Here is a 23,660-nt window from a genome sequence, read left to right as displayed (position 1 = left end):
CTCGGCGTTCTTTGCGTAACGGCTTTTAAAAGCTCTTCTGCTTATCTGCGGAACAGCCAGAGGATGAGGGAGAGCACCAGGGAGATGATGATGCTGGTGGCGAGCGGGAAGTAGAAGGTGAAGTTTTCCTTCTTCACGTAGATGTCGCCGGGTAGACGCCCCAGCCACGGGATGCGGCCGGCGAGGGTGAAGAGGACGCCGACGGCGGCGATGATCAGACCCAGGATGATGAGAGATTTGCCGAAGGATGGCATTGTAGTCCTCGTGCGTGTCGTCAGGTTTGTGGTTCACCCTCCGTCTACCATTGGGAGAGGGGCGTGGTGAGGGCATAGCTTGGGCACCTTTCCATCTTCGTGGCATTGCCCTCACCCGCCCTGCGGGCACCCTCTCCCGGAGGGCGAGGGTAACACCTCCGGTGCCGCAGCGTCTATTGTGCCACAGCTCAAGAGGGGCACGAGCGGCTGGGCAAATGATTATTTGCCCCTACAGACCGTCTCGTGCAGCATTGTCGGGGCGAAATGCAAAAAGGGGACAGGCACCTTGCGGAGCCAGTCCCCCTTTTTCATTTCGCCTGGCTCAGTTACTTCCTGACGTAGCGCTCTTTCTCGCTGTAGATGCAGCCGCAGTACTTCTGGCGGTACAGCCCCATCTCCTTGGAGAGGTTGATCCCCTCCTGCCAACCGGTACGGAAATCCTCGTAATGGAATTCCACGCCGTAGCGCTCGCCAAGTTTAACACCGAACTCGCGGATCAACTGCTGGTTTTGATAGCGGCTGTAGAGCAGGGTGGAGGTGAACCTCTTGAAACCCATTTCTGCCGCGGTGCGTGCGGTCTCCTCCAGGCGGGAGCGGTAGCAGTAGGCGCAGCGCCCCTGGGGCTCGCCGGCCACGTTGGTCAGAAATTCCTCCAGGAGGTACTCCTCCCGGTAGTGCACCTCCAACTCCACCAGCTTGGCGTAGGTCTTCAGCGCCTCCATGCGCAGCTTGTACTCGGTGTACGGGTGGATGTTGTGGTTGAAGAAGAGCCCCGTGACATCCAGCCCGGCGGATCTCAACTCCTTCACCGGGTAGATGGCACAGGGCGCGCAGCAGATGTGCAGCAGGATCTTCATGCTCTTCCCTTACGGGCGCCCCCCGCCGGGGCCGCCCAACAGCCAGGTGATGGCATCCGCCTTCACCTGGGCGAAGGCCGCCGCGTATGCGACGCCGGGCACCTGGGCCGTAATGTACGACCCGCCCATGATGGGGTTGCTGAGCGAAACCTTGCCGGTGTTGCTGTTCACCGCCAGGGTCGCGTTGTTGATGGCTGCTTCGACGTCGTTGTCGAGCACCCCGTTGTTCAGCCAGTCCATGGAGTCGTAGATGAGCCGCTTCACGTACTGGTGGTTGTGCGCGAAAGCGCCGGGATCGTTTTGCAACAGGCTCGAGTTGAAGAACGCCCCCATGGTGTTCGCGCCGCCGCCGGGGAAGGCCGCGTTGTAGTCGGAGTTCCTGTTCGCCAAAGGACGCACCTTGGAGCGCGTGGGGTTGAGGGGGTTAACCGGCAGCGTGGAATCCGTCTTCAGCACGTTCAGCATGGCGATGGCCGCGGCGTAGCCGTCCTTCTCGGTCTGCAGGGTCGTGGCAGTCAACTGCACCGGGTCGCCGGTGTGGCAGTGGGCACACGCGGTGCTGACGATGGAAGCTATCTTGCCGGTGCTGTCTTTGGTCACGGGCAAGAAGCCGTGCGGAGTCGGTGTTTTCATGTGGCAGGTGGCGCAGGGGCCAGCGTAGCCGGTTCCGCGCGTGTTCGCCAAGCCGATGCTGCCGTGGAGGAACCTGGTCGGGACATAGTTCCTGCCGGGGAACTCGTAGCCACCGGTCTCGAAGATAAGTGTTGCTGCGGCGCGGTCGTGTGCTCCCGGTGCGGTGGTGTTGCTGAAGTCCATCCCGGCAGCCTGCGCGTCATTGATCATGGTGCCTACGCCGCGGCCGGAATGGCAGGGGATGCAGACGTTGGAGTCGTTGAGATTGGGATAGACGGTGACCTTGTCGTTGAGCTTCACCGTGGGTGAGCTGTTGGCCGACGAGAAGTTGTAATAGCCACGGTAGGCAGGTACCGCACGGGTGGCCCAGTTGTAGGCCCGCCCGGCGCCGTTGTCGTGGCAGACGTTGCAGGCGGTGACCTCTTTGGTCTTGTCCGGGGAGGGGGCATCCGCAGGCTGCGCGGCGCCGGCTGCCACCTTGACCGGGTAGTTCTGCACCACCGCGTATCCCGGACCCGCAAAAGGTCTGATGTCGGAGAAGCCGCTGGTGACGAAGTTGATATAGCCGGTGGAGGTGTGGCAACGAACGCAGTAGTACTGGAAGGTCTTGTTGACCGGTTCGTAGCTGCCGCGGGTCTTGAATTCGTAGCGGGTTCTCGCGCCGGCGATGACGTCGCCGTGCCCGGACTCGGCCCACTCAGCATTGGCCGCCATCGCCGAGGTCGGGTCGTGCGGGTTATGGCACTTGCGGCAGTTGCCGACGTAGTTGGAGCTCAGGTACGAGGCGCGGTAGGTGCTGTTGTTGATGCTTGCCGTCATGTTGCCAAAGTGCTGCGGTGCGAGCCTGACCTGGATGTCGTCGGGATGGGAGAGACCGTGGCACTTGTTGCACTTGTGGGCGGCATCCGGATTCTGCGTCGCCACGCCGCTTCCTCCCCCGTGACATTTGGCACAGGATTCCGGGTGGCCGGGGTGGGGCTCGTGACAGTCGGCGCATCCAGCACCGTTGTTGAGGTTGTGCGTGGAATTTTTCCACTCCTGCACGATCAATGCGCCGGTTCCCGGCGAAACGGAGCCTGCGTGACAGCTTGCATCCATGCACTTCTGGGACTGGGCCAGCTTCGAGACACCAGTGGCGTTGTTGGTGGAACCGCCTCCGCACCCCGCTACGAGGAGCGTTGTGAGAATGAGGAAAACAAGGCTTTTTAGCAGCATAGCAGGCCCTCCCTGAGATTTGAGACGCTACCTTATAGCATTTTCTAGAGCAAAAAAGTAGAGAAAAATGAGTGTTAGCTCACAGCGGCCGCGATGCGCTTTTTGTTAAGTTGACTTCACTTCTGCAATATTGTATTAATCATCAGTCCAATTGCGTCAAGTACGCATTTGGCGAGGGATTGAGGCCTGCTAATAGTATTAATTAAATCTAATTTTATCGCTGATTGCAGTGCAGGAGGACAAAAATGTTTCTCAAAAAGAATACTGTAGCGGTCATGTTCCTTCTCGGTATCACCTGTGCGCCTCTGCTGGCCCCGGGCACGGCAAGCGCAATCCCGGCTTTCAGCCGGCAGCACAAGACCGAATGTTCCACCTGTCACACCATCTACCCCGAGCTCAACGAGTTCGGCGACGCCTTCCTGAAAAACGGTTACGTTTACCCGCACAAGAAGGATGGGGCGGGGGCTAAAGCTGCCGAGCCTGGCAACGAGTGGTCCATCATCTCCGGCCTGCCCCAGCAGATACCGCTGTCGCTTACCGCGAGCGCCGACCTCGCCTATGACGAGGATGCCGCGGACGGCAACAAGCTCGACCTGTCCACCAGGTCGGTAACGCTGCAGGCCGGCGGCTCCTTCCGGGACATGTTCGGTTTCTTCGCCACCTACAATCTTTACTCCCAGGGGATGCAGCGCGCCTCCGCGCTCGCCAATCCCGCCAACAACACCAACGTTCCTCCCAGCAACGACCCCGACCTGGACGAGCTGTTCCTGGTCTGGCGCCAGGCCCTGGGCTCCCCGGTCAACGCGAAGGTGGGGCGCTTCGAGCCGAAACTTTCGCTGTGGAAGAAGAGTAACCGCATCCTGCCGGTCCCGTCCTATGCGTCCACCACCTATCGCGTCGGCGCCTCTCCTTTCAGCAGCGATGCCACCGAGGATGGAGTGGAGCTGAACGCCCTGCTGGGCAACCGCGTCTTCGTTGCCGGGGGTGTCGTGGATCGCAACGGCCAGGACCGGGAAGACGGCTACGGGCACATCTCCCTGAAGATCGGCGGGACCGACTTCAAGGGACAGGAGCCGGAAGTCGATCTGGAGAAGGATAGCCTGTGGGATTACCTGAGCGTTACCCTGGGCGCCTTTGGCTATTGGGGGCAAAACGGCGAGTTCGACGCCAACGGCGTGGCGCAGAACCTGAACAACTTCAGGAGGATCGGTGCGGAGGCCGACATCCTTTACCAGCGCCTGCACCTCAAGGGAAGCGGCAGCTTCGGTCGCGATTCCAACCCGGTATTCGGATTCTTCAAGGCGCCCGTCGACAGCAAGGCCTACACCCTCGAGGCCGAGTACTACCTGGGGGCGCCGGTGAACCTCGTCCCGCTCTTCCGCTACGAATACCTGAACGCCGGCGACGGCACCATCAAACGCCTGACCCCGGCCATCGCCTACGCTCCGCTGCAAAACGTGCGGATGTCGGTTGAATACACACACAGCATTGCCCCGGAAGGAACGGGCAACATCGCCTTTGCTTCCATCGCCTTCAGCATGTAGCTGACGGCCCGGACATGCCCAAACGGCGGCGGCCGCCGCCGACAAAATTTGGAGGACGTACTATGAAGAAGCTCCTGGTTACCATGCTCCTTGTCGCAGCAACCGCTGCCACCGCCCATGCCGGTCTCAAGGTTGTCGGCAAAGGCGACGCCATGCGTCTCGATTCCAGCAACTTCCCGCCGGCCATGAAAGCCAACTACGAGATCATGCGTGTGAAGTGTGTAAAATGTCACACCATGGAGCGCACCATCGTCGCCATCCAGACCGGTGTCGCGCCCATCTCCGGGCAGCCCTTCGACCGCAACGCCACCAAGGCCTACGGCATCAAGATGCTCAGGAAGCCGGACTCCAACATGAGCAAGGCCGAAGTCAAGGCGTCCGTGGACCTGATGAACTACCTCCTCTCTGAAGCGGAGAAGTAATCATAATGAAAGACCTGACCTTGCGTACCCGCCTGATCGGGTCGTTCCTGATCATGGCCTTGTTGGTCGCTTTCACCGGCGGTTTCGGCGCCCTCAACATCAAGAGGGTCGGCGGCCAGATCCAGAACATCCTCGAGCAGCTCGCCAAGCAGCAAAAGCTGGTGCTCCTCATGGGAGTGACCCAGAAGTACTGCCACGTGAGCCTGATGCAGGCGGCCCTGGTCCCCAACGACCCGGAGAAGCTCCAGGAGTACATCGACGACTACCAGATGAAGCGGGACACCCTGCTCAGCCAGGCGCAGATCATCCTGGAAGGGAACAAGAAGCTGGGCGTGCTCCCGGTGGCCAAGGGGAGCGTGGTCGAGCAGAGGACCCGTCAGTTCCTGGCGAGCTGGTCCGAGTTCGAGAAGGTTGCCGACGAACTGGTCGCGCGCAAGCAGACGCTCATGAAGGGGGTTCCCCCCGGGGTGATGAGCCAGGCGGCCAAGGATGCCCTGGCCGACCAGCGCCTGAACCAGCTTGCCAACGAGGACATCGCCACCGCCAACGACAAGGCCAAGGAGGCCCTGGACGATATCCTGGTCGAGGTCGGCAACCGGATGACGGCGGCGAACAAGCAGGTCAGCGACATCCAGCAGTCGGCCGGGATTACCTTCGCAGCTGTCATCCTGGTGGCGGTGGCCCTGGCGGTCCTGCTGGGCCTGCTCATCACGCGCAACATCGTTTCCCGCCTCTCGGTGATGGCCGAGGCCGTCGACAGGGGCTCGGAGGGCGATCTCACCGCACGGGTCGAGATGGCGAACCACGACGAGATCGGCAAGCTGGGGAGCGACTTCAACGAGATGGTCGGCAAGCTCTCCGGGATGATCGGCAAGGTTTCCCGCTCCTCCAACGAGCTGGCCGGCATCTCCGATACCATGGCCAAGGCCTCCCACTCCGTGGTCGCCTCCGCCAAGACCCAGGCCGAGAGCGTCTCCAAGACCTCGGCTGCCATCGTACAGATCAACACCTCGGTGAAGGGGGTGGCCCAGGGGGTTGATTCCCTCTCCATTTCCGCCTCCGAGAGCTCCTCTTCCATCCTGGAGATGGCCTCCAGCGTCGAAGAGGTGGTGCAGAACATGGAGAACCTGGCCCTGTCGGTGAACGAGGTCAGCTCCTCCATCGTCGAGATGGGGGCATCCATCAAGCAGGTCGGCAACGGCGTGGTGAGCCTCATGGAAGTATCCACCGCCACCGCCTCTTCCGTGATGGAGATGGACAGCTCCATCAAGCAGGTGGAAAGAAACGCCAACGAGACCGCCGCCATCTCCAAGGCGGTCCGTATCGACGCCGAGACCGGGCGCGAGGCGGTCGACGCCGTCATCAACGGCATGCAGGAGATCAAGCGCGCCTCCCAGATCACCAGCGAGGTCGTCGCCACCCTCTCCGAGCGGGCCGCCGACATCGGCGACATCCTCTCGGTCATCGACGAGGTGGCCGAGCAGACCAACCTCTTGGCGCTGAATGCCGCCATCATTGCGGCCCAGGCCGGCGAACACGGCAAGGGCTTCGCCGTGGTGGCCGACGAGATCAAGGAACTGGCAGAGCGTACCTCCAGTTCCACCCGCGAGATATCCCAGGTGATCCGCGGCGTGCAGGAAGAAACCCAGCGCGCCGTCGAGGCGATCGACCAGGCGGAACGCTCCATCGCCGACGGCGAACTGCTGTCGCAGAAATCGGGCGAGGCGCTGACCAAGATCGTGGTCGGCGTCACCGAGGCGACCGCCCAGGTGAGCGAGATCGCTCGCACCACGGTCGAGCAGGCCAAGGGGAGCCAGATGATCCGCGAGGCCATGGAGCAGGTCTCCGAGATGGTGGCCCAGATCGCCAAGGCGACCCGGGAGCAGGGGCAGGGGAGCGAGCTGATCATGGCCGCGGTCGAGAACATGAAGAGCCTGACCTCCCAGGTGCTTTCCTCCACCCGCGAGCAGAACAAGGTGGGCAACCTGATCGCCCAGTCCACGGAGAGCATCACCGAGATGATCCGCCACATCAAGCGCGCCTGCGACGAGCAGACCCGCGGCTCCGAGCAGATCGTCATGTCGGTCGAGGACATCCAGGAGGCCACCGACGCCAACCTCGAGGCGACCCGTGTCATGGACGAAGCGGTGTACAAGCTCTTCCGCCAGACCGAGTTGCTGAAGCAGGAAATGGACGCGTTCAAGATCTAGCACGCGCACAGCGAACTTTTTTTGCAGTACCGACCAAATCCCCCTCTCCCCGAGGGGGACTTTTTTTGTTATAAGGGGAGGCCGGGCTTGGCGGAAGGGACAGGCTCCGTCAGGTGCCTGTCCCTCTAGCGGGACGCTTCTTTCCGCTCAGCCTACTTCCCCAAGCAGTAAGGGGACAGGGCACCTGGCGAGGCAATAAGGGGACAGGCACCTGGCGGAGCCAGTCCCCTCCTTCCGGGATGCTGTGGCTTCCCCGGCTAAATCCCCCCTGTCCCCCCTTCGCGAAGGGGGGGACGTAATAGCAACGTTTTACGTGTTTTACGTTTTACGTTTTACGTAGAACGTAGAACGTAGAACGTAGAACGTAGAACGTAGAACGGTTGTTAAGGAGTCACCATGAGCAGGATTGCCGATAGATTCGCAGCATTGAAAGCCCGCGGGGAAAAGGCGCTGGTTACCTTCGTCACCGCCGGCGACCCCGACCTCGCCAGCACCGAGCAGGTCGTCCTGGCACTGGAAAAGGCGGGCGCCGACCTGATCGAGCTGGGGGTCCCCTTCTCCGATCCCATGGCCGACGGACCGACCATCCAGCTCTCCTCCGATCGCGCACTGGCGGCGGGTACTACCCTGCCCGGCATCCTGGAACTGGTGACCCGGCTCAGGAGCCGCACCCAGATCCCCATCGTCCTCATGGGGTACTTCAACCCGATCTTCGCCTACGGCGCCGAGCGCTTCGCCTGCGATGCCGCCAAGGCCGGCGTGGACGCCCTGCTGGTGGTCGATCTTCCCCCCGAGGAGGCGGCCGAGCTCAAAGAGCATACCGACCGCTGCGGGTTGGACCTGATCTTCCTGCTGACCCCCACCTCCGACGCCTCGCGCGTCGATTCCGTAGCCCGCCAGGGCTCCGGCTTCATCTACTATGTCTCCGTTACCGGCGTCACCGGCGCAAGGACGGCGGTTGCCGATACGCTTGCCGATCGCGTTACCGAAGTGCGCAATGCGCTGGATCTCCCCCTCGTGGTGGGCTTCGGCATCTCCACCCCAGAGCAGGCCGGCCAGGTGGCGCGGGTCGCCGACGGCGTGGTGGTGGGAAGCGCCCTGGTAAAGTATTTCGAGAAGTACCAGGGCGAGGAACTGCTGAAGGAAGTCTCTGCCTTCGTCTCCGCTTTAAAACAAGGGGTGTTGCAGGGGGCGTAGAAATAATCCCCTTACTTTCAAAAGTTTAGCGGACAGGCCGCACCGTTTTGTTTGACATAGCAGGTTCGATCTGCTAAGAAACAGCGCTGATTTACGTCTTAATAAAACAGCTTGGGGCTTTCCCCAAAAGAGGGCACATATGGCTTGGTTCAAAAGGGATAATCCGCCGATGGCGAAGGCTGGTGAGCACAAGGTAAAGGTTCCGGAAGGGCTCTGGACGAAGTGCGTCAGCTGCAGCGAGACCATCTACACGAAGGATATCGAGAGCAATCTGAACGTCTGCCCGAAGTGCGGTCATCACTACCGCATCTCCACCAAGAAGAGGATCGAGCTGCTCATCGACGAGGGGACCTTCACCGAGTTCGACGCCGGCATGGTCTCCGTCGACTTCCTCGAATTCAAGGACAGCAAGAGCTACCAGGACCGCATCGACCAGGCCGTGGCCAAGGGCGGCAGCAAGGACGCCATCGTGTGCGGTTCCGGCAAGATCGAAGGCACCCCGGTGCAGATCTGCGTCTTCGACTTCGCCTTCATGGGCGGTTCCATGGGCAGCGTGGTGGGCGAGAAGATCACCCGCGGCATCGAGCGCGCCCTGGAGCAGGGCACCCCGTGCATCATCGTATCCGCCTCCGGCGGCGCCAGGATGCAGGAGAGCATCCTGTCGCTCATGCAGATGGCCAAGACCTCGGCCGCGCTGGCCAAACTGCGCGAGGCCGGGCTCCCCTTCGTCTCCATCCTGACCGACCCGACCACCGGTGGCGTCACCGCCAGCTTCGCGATGCTGGGCGACGTCAACATGGCCGAGCCCAAGGCGCTGATCGGCTTTGCCGGTCCCCGCGTCATCGAACAGACCATCCGCCAGAAGCTCCCCCAGGGCTTCCAGCGCTCCGAGTACCTGCTCGACCACGGCATGGTGGATGTCATCGTGGAGCGCGCCAAGATGAAGTCGCAGCTCTCCAGCATCCTCAAGATGCTTTACAAAGCAGCTTAAGACTTAGACTAAGACTAAGATTAAGACTTAGCTCTGGTATTTGAAAGGTTAAGACAGCGGAGAGGATTCCCTTGCTGTCTTAACCTTTCTTTTTAGGGGTACGACTTCACCTTTGTCACACTGTGGCCGACGTCGAATCTAAATATTTGTCTTAGTCTTAATCTTTATCTTAATCTTAATCTCACTCTGCTCCGGAGCTCCCATGGTTTCCCTTTCCCAGTTGGCCCTGTTTGCAGTCACCTCCACCGTGCTCATTTTCACCCCGGGACCCGACATCATCTACGTGATGACCCGGGGCGTGGCCCAGGGGAGGAAGGCGGCGCTGGCCGCCGCGGCCGGTTTCGCACTGGGGAACTTCGCCCACACCTTCTTCGCCATCGTCGGCCTCTCCGCCCTGATCACCTCCTCGGCGACCGCGTTCGCCTGCGTCCGTTACGCCGGCGCCGCCTATCTCATGTACATCGGCTACAAGATGCTGAAAAGCCGCGCAGCGCTGGTCCCGGACGGCGCGGCGGGGCAACTGCAGAGCCGGGTCATCTTCCGGCAGAGCATCCTGGCCAACATCATGAACCCCAAGGTGGCGCTCTTCTTCCTCGCCTTCTTCCCGCAGTTCGTGGACCGGGGCCGCGGCGGCGTCCCGATGCAGATGCTGATCCTGGGGACCACCTTCGTCGTACTGACCCTGCTCGGCTTCGGCGTGGTCGCGCTGCTGTCCGGCGAAATCGGGCGCTGGCTCAACCGCAGCACCGGCGCCGGGAGCCGGATCGGGCAGGGGGCAGGGTGCATCCTGATCGCCCTGGGACTGCGCCTGGCCTGGCCGGAGCGCTAGCTCCCGCGGCCGGGATTAATATGGACTTTTTCACCTTCTTTACCTATAATCCCGGCCTGTCATGACCTACGCCGAAACACTTGCGCACATCTACGCCCTGGGTCGCTTCGGCATCAAGCCCGGGCTGGACAGGATCACGGCCCTGCTTGCCGCGCTGGGCAACCCGCAGGACGCCTTCCAGGCAGTCCACGTAGTCGGCACCAACGGCAAGGGGTCGACGGCCTCCTTCCTCTGTTCCATCCTCAAAGCCGGCGGGTACCGGGTGGGGCTGTTCACCTCCCCGCACCTGATCTCCTTCACCGAGCGCATTCAGGTCAACGGGACCGAAATCGAGGAGGCGGACGTGGTGCGTCTGGCCGAGGCGGTCATGGCTGCCGCGCCCGAGGAAACCACCTTCTTCGAGATCGTCACGGCGCTCGCCATCCTCTATTTCGCTGAAGCGGGCGTGGAGATTGCCGTCTTCGAGGCGGGGATGGGGGGGCGGCTCGACGCAACCAACATCTTGCAGGGGGTGCTCTGCGCCATCGCGCCCATCTCCCTGGAACACACCGATTATCTTGGTAAAACTATCGAGGATATCGCGGCGGAGAAGGCGGGGATCTGCAAGCCCGGCGCCCCGATACTCTCGGCGCGGCAGGACCGCGACGCGCAGTTCATCATCGAGCACCAGGCGGCCCAGCTCGACGCACCGCTTTACCGCCAGGGGGAATCCTTCGACGCCTTCTGGCTGGACGGCCTGCTCAACTACCGCGGCATCGGCGTCACGCTGGACGCGCTTTCCTGCGGCCTGTACGGTCGCTATCAAAGCGGCAACGCGGCGCTCGCCCTTGCTTCGGCGGAACTGCTGCGGGCGGTGGGTTTCCCGGTGACGCCGCAGGCGATGATTGCCGGCGTGGCCAACGCGCGCTGGCCGGGCAGGATGGAATTCTTCCCCGGGCCGCCGCGCCTTTTGCTCGACGGCGCCCACAACCCGGCTGGGGCGGCCGCGCTGGCCGAGGCGCTCGCGGACATCCCGCGCGGGCAACTGTTCCTGGTGGCCGGCGTCATGGCCGACAAGGAACTCTCCGGGATACTGGCGCCGCTGTTGCCGCTGGCCGACCGCGTTTTTGCCGTCGCTCCCGCCCTGGAGCGGGCTCTCCCGGCGGGGGAGCTGGCTACCTACTGTTTCGGCGCGGGGGTCGAGGCGATGGACGCGGGGAGCGTGGCGCAGGGGATCGAGTTGGCGCGGAACCTGGCCCAGGACGACGACCTGATCCTCGTTTGCGGTTCCCTGTTCACCGTCGGCGAGGCCCGCAGCCACCTCAAGTCACGCAACTTCGAGCCGTTCAGAGGGTGAAGGCGTTGCGGCCGGCTGTCCGACTCTGACTGGTCCGACTGGTCCGACTGGTCTGACTGGTCTGACTGGTCTGACTGGTCCGACTGGTCCGAATGGTCCGACTGGTCCGACTGCCGAGCGATGAAACTTACTATTTGGTTGGAGTCCAATGAAACCTGCAAAAGCCTTGTGGCTTGTTACATACCTGCTGTTGTCGGCGCCCCTTGCTCACGGCAAGGACAACGCCATGTCTTTCAGCAAGGCGCCCCCTGCCCAGAAGGCGGCCCCTGCTGACAATGGGGGCACCCCCGAAAAGGCGGTCCTGCCCGGCAAGGAGGTGACGCTCAAAGCGGATTCCCTCTACGTGGACACGCCCAACGACAGCTACAACGCCGAAGGCAACGTACAGATCCTGCAAGGCGGCGCTTCCCTGCTGGCAGACAGCGTCATCTACCGTCGCCTGACCGGGGACGCCCTGGCCGAAGGTGACGTGCTGCTGGAGCGCGGCGGCGACACCATGAAGGGAGAGCAGCTCTCCCTGAACCTGCTCACGCAAAAAGGGGAACTGGTAAACGGCGAGCTCTTCATCAAGAAATCCAACTTCCGGCTGCGCGCCCCGCGCCTTTTGAAGACCGGCGACGAGGACTACCGCGTCGAGCACGGCATCTTCACCACCTGCGACGGGGACCACCCGAGCTGGCGCTTCGAGGCCAAGAAGGTGGATGTCACGCTGGACGAGTACGCCACCGCCAGAAACGCCGTCTTCTACGTCGACGACGTTCCGATCTTCTACACCCCGTACCTCATCTTCCCGGCCAACACCGAACGGCAGTCCGGCCTCATGATCCCCAAGCTCGGCTTCTCCTCGAAGAAGGGCTTTTACCTGGACCAGCCCTACTACTGGGCCATCGACCCCAGCCAGGAAGCTACGTTCGACCTCGACCTGGAGAGCTCGCGCGGCGTCGGCGCCGGCGTGGACTACCGGTACCTGCGGCCCAACGACAGCCAGGGGCGCCTGCGCGCCTTCGGCATCTACGATACCAACGCGTCCAAGTTCCGCGGGGAGCTGCAGCAAAAGCACCTGGAATTGCCCACGCCCGAGCTCACCCTTGCCTCCACCGTGCACCTGGTCTCGGACCGCAAGTACTACCTGGACTACGGCGAGTTCTCCGGCGAATACAACCGCCAGCTCCTGGAGTCGTCGGTCTCCTTCGACCGCCGCTGGCAGCGCTACGGCCTGTTCGGCGCGCTGACCTACGACCAGGACCTGGAAGCACCCAACAACCGCGCCACGCTGCAGCGCCTCCCCACCTTCGGTTTCATCGCCGCGGGTGAGAAGGTCGGCCCGGTCTTCCTGTCCATGGATTCCAGCCTGACCAACTTCGAGCACGCGGTGGGGCCGACCGGGCAGCGCCTGGTGCTGCACCCCCGGGTCAGCTACTACGCCAAGCCCGCCGGGATCATCGACTTCTCGCTCTTCGGCGCCTTCCAGCAGCGCCTGTACAACGCCCACGGCGACACCCCGGAGACCGGCTGGCGCCAGATCGGCCAGGCCGACGGCGGCGGAGCGCTGTCGCTGCCGCTGGAGCGGATCTACGACAACGGGACGCTACGGCACCTGCTGGTCCCCTCGCTGCAATACAACTACGTGCAGCGGCGCAGCGACGAGGATCTCCCCTTCTTTGACTACGGCGACCGCGTGCTCGGGCAGAGCATCGCCTACTGGTCCGTCGCCAATACCTTCACCAGGAAGTACGTGCGGGAAGGGATGCCTGACGAGTACCGTGACATCCTCTACCTGAAGCTTTCCCAGGGGTACCAGTTTTCCGGGCAACGCCGCGACCTGCTCACCCTGGTGGACGAGGGGAACCACCTCACCGACCTGATGCTGGAGAGCGTCATCACCCCGGTGAAGGACCTTTCCCTCTTGGTCGACGGGCGCTACAACATGACCGACAACGTCCTTTCCACCGCCAACCTCGGACTGCAGGTCAAGGGGGAAGGACGCAACCAGGCCAGCCTCACCTATCGGCACAGCCGCGACGAGTTGAACTACCTTGGCGCCGGGGTCACCTTCCCGCTCACCAGTCAGATCACCGCCGACCTCTTGGGGCGCTACTCCTTCGACAAGGGGGGCTTTCTCGAGTCCCGCTACGCGCTGGAGTACCGGCAGCAGTGCTGGAGCGTCATCCTCGCCTACTCGGACCGGGTCAGCAGCCACCAGGTCAGCGGCGAAAAACAGTTCACCATCAACTTCTCGCTGGCCGGACTGGGGTCGCTGGGGCCGATCCAGACCTTCTAACCGGGGTGTCCTGCTGCCGGAAGGGGAAGCAGTTGACACTTTTGCTTTCCCCGGTGTATCTACAATAGTCGGCTTAAAAAAGGGCGCCGCTGCACCAAGGCGCCGAGGCAGAGCCGAGCGGAGGCGTTATGCAGGACGTGTTCACACCCACCTCGTTACTGGTTACCGGTGGGGCCGGTTTCATCGGGTCCAATTTCATCAACCATTTCATGGCCGGTAACCCGCAGTGCCGGGTGATCAACCTGGACCTGCTGACCTACGCCGGGAACCTGAAGAACCTGACCGCTGTGGAAGGGAGTGCCAACTACCGCTTCGTCAAGGGTGACATCTGCGACGCCGAGCTGGTGGCGCGCCTTTTGGCCGAGGAGAAGGTCGATGCCGTGGCGCACTTCGCGGCCGAATCGCACGTGGACCGCTCCATCACCGGCCCCGACATCTTCGTGAGAACCAACGTGCTGGGGACCCAGACCCTCCTGGAGGCGAGCCGGCAGCACGCCGAGAAGCTTGACGAGTTCCGTTTCCTGCAGGTCTCCACCGACGAGGTGTACGGCAGCCTCGGCCCCGAGGGGTACTTCACGGAGGAGACGCCGCTGGCGCCCAACTCCCCGTACTCCGCGAGCAAGGCCGGCGCCGACCTTTTGGTGCGCGCCTACTTCGAGACCTTCGGTCTCCCCACCCTCAATACCCGCTGCTCCAACAATTACGGGCCCTATCACTTCCCCGAGAAGCTGATTCCGCTCATGATCCACAACATCCTCAAGAAGCGCTCCCTGCCGGTGTACGGCGACGGCCTCAACGTGCGCGACTGGCTGCACGTGAAGGACCACTCCGCCGCCATCGAGCGCGTGCTCAAGCAGGGCCAGCCCGGCGAGATCTTCAACGTGGGCGGCAACAACGAGTGGAAGAACATCGATATCGTGAAGCTGGTCTGCGACCTGATGGACGAGCGTCTTGGGCGCGCCGCGGGGGAGAGCCGCGAGCTGATCACCTTCGTCAAGGACCGTAAGGGGCACGACCGGCGCTACGCCATCGACGCCTCCAAGTTGAAGCGCGAGCTCTCCTGGGAGCCGAGCTACACCTTCGAGCGCGGCATCGCCGAGACCATCGACTGGTACCTGGCCAACCAGGGGTGGGTCGAAGAAGTCGTCAGTGGCGCCTACCGGGAATACTACGAGATGCAGTACGGAGCGGCATAAACGGCCGTTCAACGTTCAACGTTCGACGTTAGGCACATCCGCAGGTTCATATTTCATCGATGTCGGCTATTATCTTTTCTTGTTCCGCGTTTGGGAGTCGGTCACGTTGCCGGTGGCCGAAGCGGCACTCCCGGCGAACGTTGAACGTTGAACCTTGAACGGGTTTTTGGAGGTTAGATGATTCTGGTAGTCGGCAGCAAAGGGATGCTGGGGCAGGAGTTGATGGCGCTGTACGGCGATGCGGCGCGCGGGGTCGACGTCGACGAGATCGACATCACCGACCTCGAGTCGGTGCAGCGGGTGCTGCTCACCCTGAAGCCCTCGGTGGTGATCAACGCTGCCGCCTACACCGATGTGGACGGCTGCCAGTCCAACACGGAACAGGCCATGATGGTCAACAGCGAAGGGGTGGGCTTTCTGGCCATGATCAGCAAGGAGATCGGCGCCAAGCTGGTCCAGGTGAGCACGGACTACATCTTCGACGGCCAAAAAGGCTCCCCCTACGTGGAGGACGACCTGGCTGGCCCGCTGAGCGTCTACGGCGAGTCCAAGCTGGGCGGCGAGATGAACACCTGGTTCAACCCCAGCCACCTGATCGTGCGCACGCAGTGGCTCTACGGCCACGGCGGCAGGAACTTCGTGGAGACCATGCTGAAACTGGGCGCGGAGAAGAAGGAACTGACCGTGGTGGACGACCAGATCGGCTCCCCCACCTGGACTCGCGATCTCGCACTGGCCATCAAGGCGCTCTTGGACAAGGGGTGCCAGGGGACCTACCACGCGGCGAACTCCGGGTTCGTCTCCTGGAACGGGTTCGCCAAGGAGATCTTCCGGCTGGCCGGACTGGACGTCACCGTCCTGCCGATGACCACGGAGCAACTGAACCGTCCCGCACCGCGGCCGCTTTATTCCACCCTGGACTGCGGCAAGCTGCAGCAGGACACCGGCTTCGTGCCCCAGCCCTGGCAGGACGCGCTGGCGCGGTACATGGAGTTGAGGCCGGTTCGGTAAAATGACAAGGGCAGGGCGAATGATTATTCGCCCCTACAACAACACGGAGGCCATCATGGAGCGCGGAGAGCGTCCCTGGGGAACATACACCGTCCTGGACGAGCACAACGGCTACAAGATCAAGCGCATCGAGGTGATGCCCGGCCAGAGGCTTTCGCTGCAGATGCACCATCACCGCAGCGAGCACTGGATCGTGGTGTCCGGCACCGCCAAGGTCACCTGCGGAGAGGACGTCAAGATCGTCAATATCAACGAGTCCACCTTCATCCCGATCGGGTCGACGCACCGCCTGGAGAACCCGGGCGTGATCCCGCTGGTCATCATCGAGGTGCAAAGCGGCGAGTACCTGGGCGAGGACGACATCGTCCGCTTCCAGGATGACTACCACCGCGTCGAGACCACCGCTGCGGAGAGCACCGTCGAGGCGGCCGGGGAGCCTGTCGCATAAATGAAGAGACAACTGAGCCTGCTCAGGGAGTTCTCGGCCCCCCTGGCGGCCGGCGTCGTGGCCGCGCTCCTGTGGGCGAACCTGGCCCCGGAGCAGTACCACCACCTCCTGCACGACCCGCTTTTCGCGGGTCTTTCTGTTCACTTCGTCACCAACGACCTGTTCATGGCGTTCTTCTTCGGCATCGCCGCCGTCGAGATCACCCAGAGCTGTCTGCCGGGGGGCGACCTGCACCCCTTGCGGCGCGCGGTCAACCCGCTCCTGGCGACCGTGGGAGGCATCCTGGGGCCGGTCGTGCTCTACCTGCTGCTGAACAGGGCCTTCGGCGATCCCGCCCTGTACCGGGGATGGGGCATCCCGACGGCAACGGACATCGCGCTCGCCTGGCTGGCGGCGCGGTTCATCTTCGGCAAGGGGCATCCGGCCATCTCGTTCCTGCTCCTTTTGGCCATAGCCGACGATGCGGTGGGGTTGGTCATCATAGCCCTTTTCTACGGCGACCCGCTCGCCCCGGTGCAGCCCCAATGGCTGCTGCTGTGCGCCGGCGCCCTGCTCCTTTGCTGGCTGCTGCGCCGCTTCAGGGTCATCAGTTACTGGCCCTACCTCATATTCGGGGGGACGCTGAGCTGGTTGGGGCTCCATGAGGCCCACCTGCACCCCGCGTTGGCGCTGACCCTGGTGGTCCCGTTCCTGCCGCACCCGCCGGTGGAGAAACGCCACATGTTCGACATCGACCCGGACGACCTGACGCCGCTGTCACGCTTCGAGCATGACTGGAAGCTGTTCGTCGACCTGGGGCTGTTCGTGTTCGGGCTGGTCAACGCCGGCGTCGCTTTCGGTTCCGTCGGCACCGCCACCTGGCTGGTGCTGGCCTCGCTGATCTGCGGCAAGATGATCGGCATCGTCGGGTTCGGGCTGCTGGGAAGTAAGCTCGGTTTCCCGCTTCCCATCGGGGTGGGGCTGAGGGAACTGTTCGCCACCGGCCTGATCGCCGGGATCGGCTTCACCGTGGCACTGTTCGTTGCCGGAGAGGCATTTCCGGATTCCGAAGCGGGCTCGGCCGCCAAGATGGGCGCCATGCTGAGCCTGTTCGCCTTCGTGCCCGCTGCGCTGGTGATGAAAATGCGCCGCGCCAGGCAGACAGGCGCGTAGCTTCGTAGTTCTTCCCCCCTTGGGCGGGGATCATCGCAGAACTGGAGGAAACCATGTACATCGTCATCCTCGCCGGCGGCTCCGGCACCAGGTTCTGGCCGCTTTCCCGCAAGAGCACCCCGAAGCAGCTCATGTCCGTCTTCGGCGGCAAGTCCATGCTGCAAAGGACCGTGGAACGCGTCCTGCCGCTGGATCCCAAACGGGTATTGGTGATCACCAACGCCCTGCAGGCGGCCGAGACCAGGGCCCAGTTGTCCTGCATCGAAGGGGTCCCGGTGGACGTGATCGAGGAGCCGGTGGGGCGCAACACCGCGCCTGCCATCGGCCTGGCCGCATCCATCATCGCCCGTTTCGATCCCGACGGGATCATGGTCGTGCTCCCCGCCGACCACTACATCGTCGACGAAGAGACCTTCCGTGCCACCCTGGCGGCGGCCCGTTCGGTAGCCGTGAGCGGAGCGCTGGTGACCCTGGGCATCACCCCCACCCGGCCCGAGACCGGCTACGGCTACATCGAGGCGGCTGAGCCGGCCGATTCGGGGGCGGCGCCGGTGAAGCGCTTCGTGGAGAAGCCGAACCTGGAGCGCGCCGTCGAGTTCTTGGCCTCCGGGCGTTTTTACTGGAACAGCGGCATGTTCGTCTGGGGTGCCTGCGCCATACTGGACCAGATCGGTCAGCACATGCCCGAGCTCTCCCGGGCCCTGGCCAAGCTCTGCTTCGAGTCCGACGTCTGGGAGCTCTCCGACTTGAAGCCCCAGATCGCCGACATCTACGGCGGCATCAAGGGGGAGTCGATCGACTTCGGCGTGATGGAGAAGGCCAAGGACGTGCAGGTCATCCCGGCCTCCTTCGGCTGGAGCGACGTGGGGAGTTGGAGCGCCCTTCCCGAGGTGATGGAGGCGGACGCGGCGGGGCACGTGGTGATCAACTCAAGCGGCGCCGTTTCCGTCGGAGCCAAGGAGTGTCTTGCCTATGGCAACGGTAAAGTGGTAGCTTTTGTCGGGGTCAGCGACCTGATCGTGGTGGACACCCCCGACGCCCTCCTGGTCTGCTCCAAGGGTGCCGCCCAGGACGTGAAGAAAGTGGTCGAAGAACTGGAGCGGCAGGGGAAGCTGGAACTGCTTTAAAAACAGTTCTACGTTCTACGTTCTAGGTTCTACGTTAACTGCTCTAACCACCACGCCAGGTGCTGAGTCGAAGGCGGGGGCTTACAACGTAGAACGTAGAACATAGAACGTAGAACGGATTTCTGGGGTTAGTTATGTTTGGCTGGACCGGAAAGTTGCTGCATGTCGATCTCACCCGCGGCACCTGCGAGCGCAGGGAGATCCCCACTGAAATTCTGCACGCCTACCTGGGCGGGCGCGGGCTGGGCGTCCGGCTCATGCGCGACTACTTCCGCCTCGGCCCCTTCGAGCCGGACCTGCCGCTCATCTTCGCCGTCGGCCCCCTGTGCGGCACCAGCTCACCCACCGCGGCGCGCCTCTCCTGCGTCTCGCGCTCGCCGCTCACCGGCACCATCTACGACTGCTCGGCCGGGGGGCGTTTCGCCTGGCGGCTCAAGGCGGCCGGCCTGGATGCCCTCTTCATCACCGGCAAGAGCCCTGCGCCGGTCTTCCTCTCCATCGACCCGGCAGGGGACCATCTGCATCCGGCCCAGTCGCTGTGGGGCAAGGGGGTGAAGGAGACCGTGGCGGCGCTCGGCCAGTATGGCTCGGTCACCACCATCGGCCCCGCCGGGGAAAACGGCGTCCTCTTCGCCAACATCATGATGGGCGAGGGGAACTCGATCGGCCGCGGCGGGCTGGGCGCCGTCATGGGGGCCAAGGGGCTGAAGGCGATCACCGCGCAGGGGGACGGCGTGACCGGCGTCGCCGATAAGGAGCGCTTCGATGCCGCCCGCGGCGATGTCATGCGTCTGTTCCGCGCCTCGCCGGTCATCTTCGGGGAACTGGGCATCGCCGAGTACGGCACCCCGGCGCTGGTCGACCTGATGGCGCAGCGGCGCATGGCGCCCACCGAGAACTTCCGCTCCACCTTTTTCGCCGATTCCGGCAACTACTCGGGACCGGCCATCCGCAAGGAGTGCGGCGCCAGGAAGGAAGGGTGCTACGGCTGCCCCATCCAGTGCAAGAAGGCGAGCGCCGCCGGCGAGCCGCTGCCGGAGTACGAAACCGTGAACCACTTCGGCGCCCTGAACGGCATCTCCGACCTGCATGCCATCGTCAAGGCCAACTCCCTGTGCAACGAACTGGGGCTTGACACCATCTCCGCCGCGGCGACCCTCTCCGCCTTCGGCGAGGCGCGCGGACGCTTCCCGGATGCCGCCGAGGTGGCGACCCTTTTGGCCGATATCGCCTACCGGCACGACCAGGGCGAACTTTTAAGCCTCGGCTCGCGGCGCATGGCGGAGGTCCTGGGCAAGCCCGAGCTTTCCATGAGCGTGAAATCCCTGGAGCTGCCGGCGTACGACCCGCGCGGCGCCTACGGCATGGCGCTCGCCTACGTCACCTCCAACCGCGGCGGCTGCCACCTGCGCGCCTACCCGATCTCGCACGAGATCCTGAGAAAGCCGGTCCCCACCGACCGCTTCTCCTTCTCCGGCAAGGCCCGCATCATCAAGATCGCCGAAGACGTCAACGCGGCGGTCGATTCCCTGGTCGCCTGCAAGTTCGCCTTCTTCGGCGCTACCCTGGAGGAATACGGCGAGCTCCTCTCCGCGGTGACCGGCGTGGAGTACGGGCCGGAGTCGCTCAAGGGCATCGGCGAGCGCATCTACCTTACCGAGCGCTTCTACAACTGCGGCAACGGTTTCGACCGCAGTCACGACACGCTGCCGCGCCGGTTCTTCGAGGAGGCGGGGAGCGCGGGCGAGGGGATCGACGTGCACCCGATCGACCGCGCCCGTTTCGACGAGGAGTTGCAGAAGTACTACCGCATCCGCGGCCTGGACGAGGACGGCCGTTTCGGCGACCGAAACCTTCTCGATGAGTTGCCCTGATGTACGCCACCACAACCAACATGAAGCTGTGAGATATGCGAGACCAGATCAGTAAATACACCGGCAAGCTCCTTGCCGACCGCTCGGCCTGTGCCGACGGCATCGCCTTCGCGGCCCAGGACGACGCGCTGATCACGGCTGGCGCCCCCGAACTGGCCGCACTGGCGGGAGCCACGCTGTCGCGCCTGAACTCCCTGGCGCTCGTGGCCGCGCGCCCGACGCTTCCCTTCGCCGACTTCCTGGTCGCGCGGGCGGGGCAGGGGGAGGAGTGCATCGTGCCGCAGGATACCGAGACCCGGACCTTCCTGCACGACATACCCTTCCTGCGCCGCAAGGATCTCTCGGGGGACGCCGCCCCCGTCCTGGCGCGGCTGCTCGGCAACCGCAAAGGGGTCATCGTCGAGGGAGTCGGCATCGTCGCCGTCGGCGCCATCACCGTGGAGCAGGCCTTCATCAACTACTCCTCCGTGTTCCATTCCACCTTCGTCAAGTACCTGCAGGACGTGCTCGTCGAGGGGTTCCGCCTTCCGGGCGAGGAGGAGGCCTTCGACTCCTTCCGCAGGGAGTGGCTGAGGCCGCTCTCCGCCTCCGGGCTCGACTTCGTCGAGGCGCTTTCCCTGGAGAAGGAAGCGATCCTTGCCGAGATCGAGCGGGTGGGGCGCTACACCGTGGAGCGGGGGCTGGTGGATTCCTTCTTCGGCAACATCTCGGCGGTGGCCGGCGAGCGGATCTACATCTCGCAGACCGCGGCGAGTCTCGACGAACTGAAGGGGTGTATCGACCCCGTTCCGGCCGACAACTCCTCCACCACCGGGATCACCGCCTCCAGCGAGCTCTTGGCGCACCGAAAGATCTACGAGCAGACCGGCGCCCGCGTCATCCTGCACGGGCATCCCAAGTTTTCCGTGGTGATGAGCATGCTCTGCGACAAGAAGAAGGACTGCGCCATCAAGGATTGCTGGAAGGACTGCCCCCACGTGCGCGACCTGGGGGGGACGCCGGTCGTCGCCGGCGAGATAGGGGCCGGCGGGCTGGCGAAGCGGGTCCCGCCGGTCATCGGCGCCAGCGGTTCCGCCATCGTCTACGGCCACGGCGTCTTCACGCTGGGACGCGCAGGCTTCGGCGAGACCTTCAGGGCCATGGTCGACGTGGAGAATTTCTGCCGTGAGGAGTACTTCCGGCAGCTTGATATCACAAAGGCTTAAAATTTAACGCAAAGCCGCAAAGGCGCAAAGGAAGCCACAACCTCTTTTAAAAGGGTTCGGGTTGGTTTCTTTGCGGCCTTGCGGCTTTGCGTTAATTTTGGTTTTCGGATTTAGGAGGTTGTTTGTCTGAAAAGAAGAACATAGCCCGCGCCGCCGGCGTGTTGGGCGCAGCCACCATGCTCTCCCGCATCATGGGCATGATCCGGGACATGGTCGTTTCCCGCATGTTCGGCGCCGGCCTCTACACCGACGCCTTCTTCGCCGCATTCCAGATCCCCAACATGCTGCGCCGCTTCTTCGCCGAGGGAGCACTCACCTCCGCCTTCGTCCCCACCTTCTCGGAATGGCACACCAACAGGGGGGAGGAGGAGACCCGGGCGCTGGCCAACGTCTGCTTCACCGCGCTCACCATAGTCATGGCGGGGATCACCATCCTCGGCATCATCTTCTCGCCCCAGATCGTGCACGTCATGTTCCCCGGCTTCTCCTCCAACCCGGAGAAGCTCTCGGTGACCATCCTGCTGAACCGGCTCATGTTCCCGTACATCTTCTTCGTGAGCCTGGTCGCCCTGTGCATGGGGATACTGAACACGCTGCGCCATTTCTTCACCCCGGCCATCTCGACGGTGTTCCTGAACATCTCCATGATCCTGTGCGCCCTGCTGCTGCACGACCGCTTCCAGGTCCCCATCGTCGCCCTGGCCGTCGGCGTGCTGATCGGCGGGGTGCTGCAGCTGGTCCTGCAGTTGCCGGTCCTGTACCGGATGGGCTTTCCGCTCAAGCCCAACTTTGACCTGAACCACCCGGCCCTGAAGAGGATCACGCTGCTCATGGGGCCGTCGGTTTTCGGCGTCGGGGTCTACTACCTCAACATAGCGGTCGGGTCCATCCTGGCATCGCTGCTTCCGGAGGGGAGCGTTTCCTACCTCTACTACGCGCAGCGGCTGTTCGAGTTTCCCCAGGGGATCTTCACCGTGTCGGTGGCCCAGGCGGTGCTTCCTTCCATGAGCCGGCAGGCAGCCACAGGCGACATGGACGCGCTCAAGGAATCGCTCTCCTACGGCGTCCGGCTCACCCTGCTCATCACCATACCCGCCATGGTCGGGCTCATGTTCTGCGCCACGCCGATCTTCTCCCTGCTGTTCATGGGCGGGGCCTTCGACTACGCCAAGGCAGTCAACTGCGGCACCGCGCTTCTTTACTACTCGGTGGGGCTGACTTTCGTGGCGCTGGTGCGCGTGCTGGTCCCCGCCTTCTACGCGCTCAAGGACACCAAGACGCCGGTCGTGATCGCCTTCGTCGCCTTCCTGCTCAACCTGCTGTTCAGCCTGCTGCTGATGGGGCCGATGAAGCACGGCGGGCTCGCGCTGGCCTCGTCGCTTTCCGCGCTGGGGAACATGATGCTCCTGCTCTGGTTCCTGAGAAAGAAGATCGGCCCCTTCGGCGGTCGGGCCATTGCCGTTGCCGGGGTGAAAGGGGTGATCGCCTCCATTCCGATGGCGCTGGCGGTGTATTGGATCATGCGTCTCATCGACTGGTCGCCGGCAGGGAAAAGGCTGCTCAAAGGGGGCGTGTTGGGAGGCGGGGTGCTGGCCGGTATGGCCATCTTCCTGGTGTCGGCGCACCTGCTGCGCTGCGAAGAGGCCGGTGACGTGATCGGCCTGGTGAAGAGGAAGCTGTTTAAAAAATAGAAGGGGCGCTTTGGGAAGGCCACGGGGGCGCGAGGTGGGCGGAAATCGGGTAGTTATGCACAGGATTTCCACCGGGGTCGCCACCTAATTAGGTTCAGCTAATACAGTGTGTGGTCGATAGACCACGTTTGTATACAATCCGGCATAAGTAGTTGATTTTTCGTTCGAATATCGGCGTGGCCAATAT

At 63.2% G+C, this 23,660-nt stretch carries 19 protein-coding genes; 16 read left to right on the top strand and 3 right to left on the bottom strand.

The genetic code is table 11. The features are described 5' to 3' along the window. Positions 1–41 precede the first annotated feature (41 nt). The 3 genes from H7687_RS16890 to H7687_RS16880 form a co-directional block, all read right to left on the bottom strand. Entirely contained in the window at positions 42–254 is a 213-nt protein-coding gene (locus H7687_RS16890; protein WP_183349559.1) for a DUF2905 domain-containing protein, read from the bottom strand. 326 nt (positions 255–580) lie between these two features. Then, the gene (locus tag H7687_RS16885) at positions 581–1,111 is read right to left on the bottom strand and encodes an epoxyqueuosine reductase QueH (protein ID WP_183349557.1); all 531 of its coding nucleotides are present in this window, start codon (positions 1,109–1,111) and stop codon (positions 581–583) included. A 9-nt stretch (positions 1,112–1,120) separates the two neighbouring features. Next, on the bottom strand, positions 1,121–2,959 hold the full coding sequence (locus H7687_RS16880) for a cytochrome C (protein ID WP_183349555.1): 1,839 nt from the start codon (positions 2,957–2,959) through the stop codon (positions 1,121–1,123). 245 nt (positions 2,960–3,204) lie between these two features. Here H7687_RS16880 and H7687_RS16875 point away from each other — a divergent pair, with 245 nt between their 5' ends. The 16 genes from H7687_RS16875 (at position 3,205) to murJ (ending at position 23,473) form a co-directional block, all read left to right on the top strand. Next, the gene (locus H7687_RS16875; RefSeq protein WP_183349553.1) at positions 3,205–4,503 is read left to right on the top strand and encodes a cytochrome C; all 1,299 of its coding nucleotides are present in this window, start codon (positions 3,205–3,207) and stop codon (positions 4,501–4,503) included. Positions 4,504–4,565: 62 nt separating this feature from the next. Then, on the top strand, positions 4,566–4,925 hold the full coding sequence (locus H7687_RS16870) for a cytochrome C (RefSeq protein WP_183349551.1): 360 nt from the start codon (positions 4,566–4,568) through the stop codon (positions 4,923–4,925). Between the two features lie 5 nt (positions 4,926–4,930). Further along, positions 4,931–7,135: a methyl-accepting chemotaxis protein gene (locus H7687_RS16865; RefSeq protein WP_183349549.1), complete on the top strand. Its 2,205-nt coding sequence runs from the start codon at positions 4,931–4,933 to the stop codon at positions 7,133–7,135. A gap of 396 nt (positions 7,136–7,531) precedes the next feature. Further along, complete coding sequence (gene trpA / locus H7687_RS16860) at positions 7,532–8,332, top strand: tryptophan synthase subunit alpha (RefSeq protein WP_183349547.1); 801 nt, start codon at positions 7,532–7,534, stop codon at positions 8,330–8,332. 139 nt (positions 8,333–8,471) lie between these two features. Next, on the top strand, positions 8,472–9,323 hold the full coding sequence (gene accD, locus H7687_RS16855) for an acetyl-CoA carboxylase, carboxyltransferase subunit beta (protein ID WP_183349545.1): 852 nt from the start codon (positions 8,472–8,474) through the stop codon (positions 9,321–9,323). Positions 9,324–9,525: 202 nt separating this feature from the next. Further along, complete coding sequence (locus H7687_RS16850; RefSeq protein ID WP_183349543.1) at positions 9,526–10,152, top strand: LysE family translocator; 627 nt, start codon at positions 9,526–9,528, stop codon at positions 10,150–10,152. Positions 10,153–10,213: 61 nt separating this feature from the next. Continuing rightward, complete coding sequence (locus tag H7687_RS16845; protein ID WP_183349541.1) at positions 10,214–11,488, top strand: bifunctional folylpolyglutamate synthase/dihydrofolate synthase; 1,275 nt, start codon at positions 10,214–10,216, stop codon at positions 11,486–11,488. A 148-nt stretch (positions 11,489–11,636) separates the two neighbouring features. Further along, a complete protein-coding gene (locus H7687_RS16840) occupies positions 11,637–13,769 on the top strand; it encodes an LPS-assembly protein LptD (RefSeq protein ID WP_183349538.1) in 2,133 nt (710 codons plus the stop codon). Between the two features lie 128 nt (positions 13,770–13,897). Beyond that, entirely contained in the window at positions 13,898–14,965 is a 1,068-nt protein-coding gene (gene rfbB, locus H7687_RS16835; protein ID WP_183349537.1) for a dTDP-glucose 4,6-dehydratase, read from the top strand. Positions 14,966–15,142: 177 nt separating this feature from the next. After that, positions 15,143–15,976: a dTDP-4-dehydrorhamnose reductase gene (rfbD, locus tag H7687_RS16830; RefSeq protein WP_183349535.1), complete on the top strand. Its 834-nt coding sequence runs from the start codon at positions 15,143–15,145 to the stop codon at positions 15,974–15,976. A 55-nt stretch (positions 15,977–16,031) separates the two neighbouring features. Next, a complete protein-coding gene (locus tag H7687_RS16825) occupies positions 16,032–16,424 on the top strand; it encodes a cupin domain-containing protein (protein WP_183349645.1) in 393 nt (130 codons plus the stop codon). After that, entirely contained in the window at positions 16,425–17,576 is a 1,152-nt protein-coding gene (locus tag H7687_RS16820) for a Na+/H+ antiporter NhaA (protein WP_183349533.1), read from the top strand. Between the two features lie 53 nt (positions 17,577–17,629). Beyond that, positions 17,630–18,703, top strand: a complete 1,074-nt coding sequence (locus H7687_RS16815; RefSeq protein ID WP_183349531.1) for a mannose-1-phosphate guanylyltransferase — start codon at positions 17,630–17,632, stop codon at positions 18,701–18,703. 134 nt (positions 18,704–18,837) lie between these two features. Continuing rightward, positions 18,838–20,577, top strand: a complete 1,740-nt coding sequence (locus H7687_RS16810; RefSeq protein ID WP_183349529.1) for an aldehyde ferredoxin oxidoreductase family protein — start codon at positions 18,838–18,840, stop codon at positions 20,575–20,577. 35 nt (positions 20,578–20,612) lie between these two features. Further along, complete coding sequence (locus H7687_RS16805; protein WP_183349527.1) at positions 20,613–21,782, top strand: class II aldolase/adducin family protein; 1,170 nt, start codon at positions 20,613–20,615, stop codon at positions 21,780–21,782. Positions 21,783–21,904: 122 nt separating this feature from the next. Continuing rightward, positions 21,905–23,473, top strand: coding sequence for a murein biosynthesis integral membrane protein MurJ (gene murJ / locus H7687_RS16800; RefSeq protein ID WP_183349525.1), 1,569 nt, complete (start codon positions 21,905–21,907; stop codon positions 23,471–23,473). The last annotated feature ends 187 nt before the right edge of the window (positions 23,474–23,660 follow it).

The organism is Geomonas paludis, from assembly GCF_014193585.1.
Classification (GTDB): Bacteria; Desulfobacterota; Desulfuromonadia; order Geobacterales; family Geobacteraceae; genus Geomonas; species Geomonas paludis.
The sequence above is the reverse complement of the archived record's forward strand: the minus strand, read 5'-3'. Positions and strand labels throughout refer to the sequence as shown.

Excerpts from the sequence above, each read along its gene's own strand:
- H7687_RS16815 (WP_183349531.1), top strand. The coding sequence starts at position 17,630 with ATGTACATCGTCATCCTCGCCGGCGGCTCCGGCACCAGGTTCTGGCCG.
- H7687_RS16810 (WP_183349529.1), top strand. The coding sequence starts at position 18,838 with ATGTTTGGCTGGACCGGAAAGTTGCTGCATGTCGATCTCACCCGCGGC.
- H7687_RS16880 (WP_183349555.1), bottom strand. The coding sequence starts at position 2,959 with ATGCTGCTAAAAAGCCTTGTTTTCCTCATTCTCACAACGCTCCTCGTA.
- H7687_RS16850 (WP_183349543.1), top strand. The coding sequence starts at position 9,526 with ATGGTTTCCCTTTCCCAGTTGGCCCTGTTTGCAGTCACCTCCACCGTG.
- trpA (WP_183349547.1), top strand. The coding sequence starts at position 7,532 with ATGAGCAGGATTGCCGATAGATTCGCAGCATTGAAAGCCCGCGGGGAA.
- H7687_RS16825 (WP_183349645.1), top strand. The coding sequence starts at position 16,032 with ATGGAGCGCGGAGAGCGTCCCTGGGGAACATACACCGTCCTGGACGAG.
- H7687_RS16820 (WP_183349533.1), top strand. The coding sequence starts at position 16,425 with ATGAAGAGACAACTGAGCCTGCTCAGGGAGTTCTCGGCCCCCCTGGCG.
- H7687_RS16875 (WP_183349553.1), top strand. The coding sequence starts at position 3,205 with ATGTTTCTCAAAAAGAATACTGTAGCGGTCATGTTCCTTCTCGGTATC.
- accD (WP_183349545.1), top strand. The coding sequence starts at position 8,472 with ATGGCTTGGTTCAAAAGGGATAATCCGCCGATGGCGAAGGCTGGTGAG.
- rfbD (WP_183349535.1), top strand. The coding sequence starts at position 15,143 with ATGATTCTGGTAGTCGGCAGCAAAGGGATGCTGGGGCAGGAGTTGATG.
- rfbB (WP_183349537.1), top strand. The coding sequence starts at position 13,898 with ATGCAGGACGTGTTCACACCCACCTCGTTACTGGTTACCGGTGGGGCC.
- H7687_RS16845 (WP_183349541.1), top strand. The coding sequence starts at position 10,214 with ATGACCTACGCCGAAACACTTGCGCACATCTACGCCCTGGGTCGCTTC.
- H7687_RS16890 (WP_183349559.1), bottom strand. The coding sequence starts at position 254 with ATGCCATCCTTCGGCAAATCTCTCATCATCCTGGGTCTGATCATCGCC.
- H7687_RS16805 (WP_183349527.1), top strand. The coding sequence starts at position 20,613 with ATGCGAGACCAGATCAGTAAATACACCGGCAAGCTCCTTGCCGACCGC.
- H7687_RS16865 (WP_183349549.1), top strand. The coding sequence starts at position 4,931 with ATGAAAGACCTGACCTTGCGTACCCGCCTGATCGGGTCGTTCCTGATC.
- H7687_RS16870 (WP_183349551.1), top strand. The coding sequence starts at position 4,566 with ATGAAGAAGCTCCTGGTTACCATGCTCCTTGTCGCAGCAACCGCTGCC.
- H7687_RS16885 (WP_183349557.1), bottom strand. The coding sequence starts at position 1,111 with ATGAAGATCCTGCTGCACATCTGCTGCGCGCCCTGTGCCATCTACCCG.
- H7687_RS16840 (WP_183349538.1), top strand. The coding sequence starts at position 11,637 with ATGAAACCTGCAAAAGCCTTGTGGCTTGTTACATACCTGCTGTTGTCG.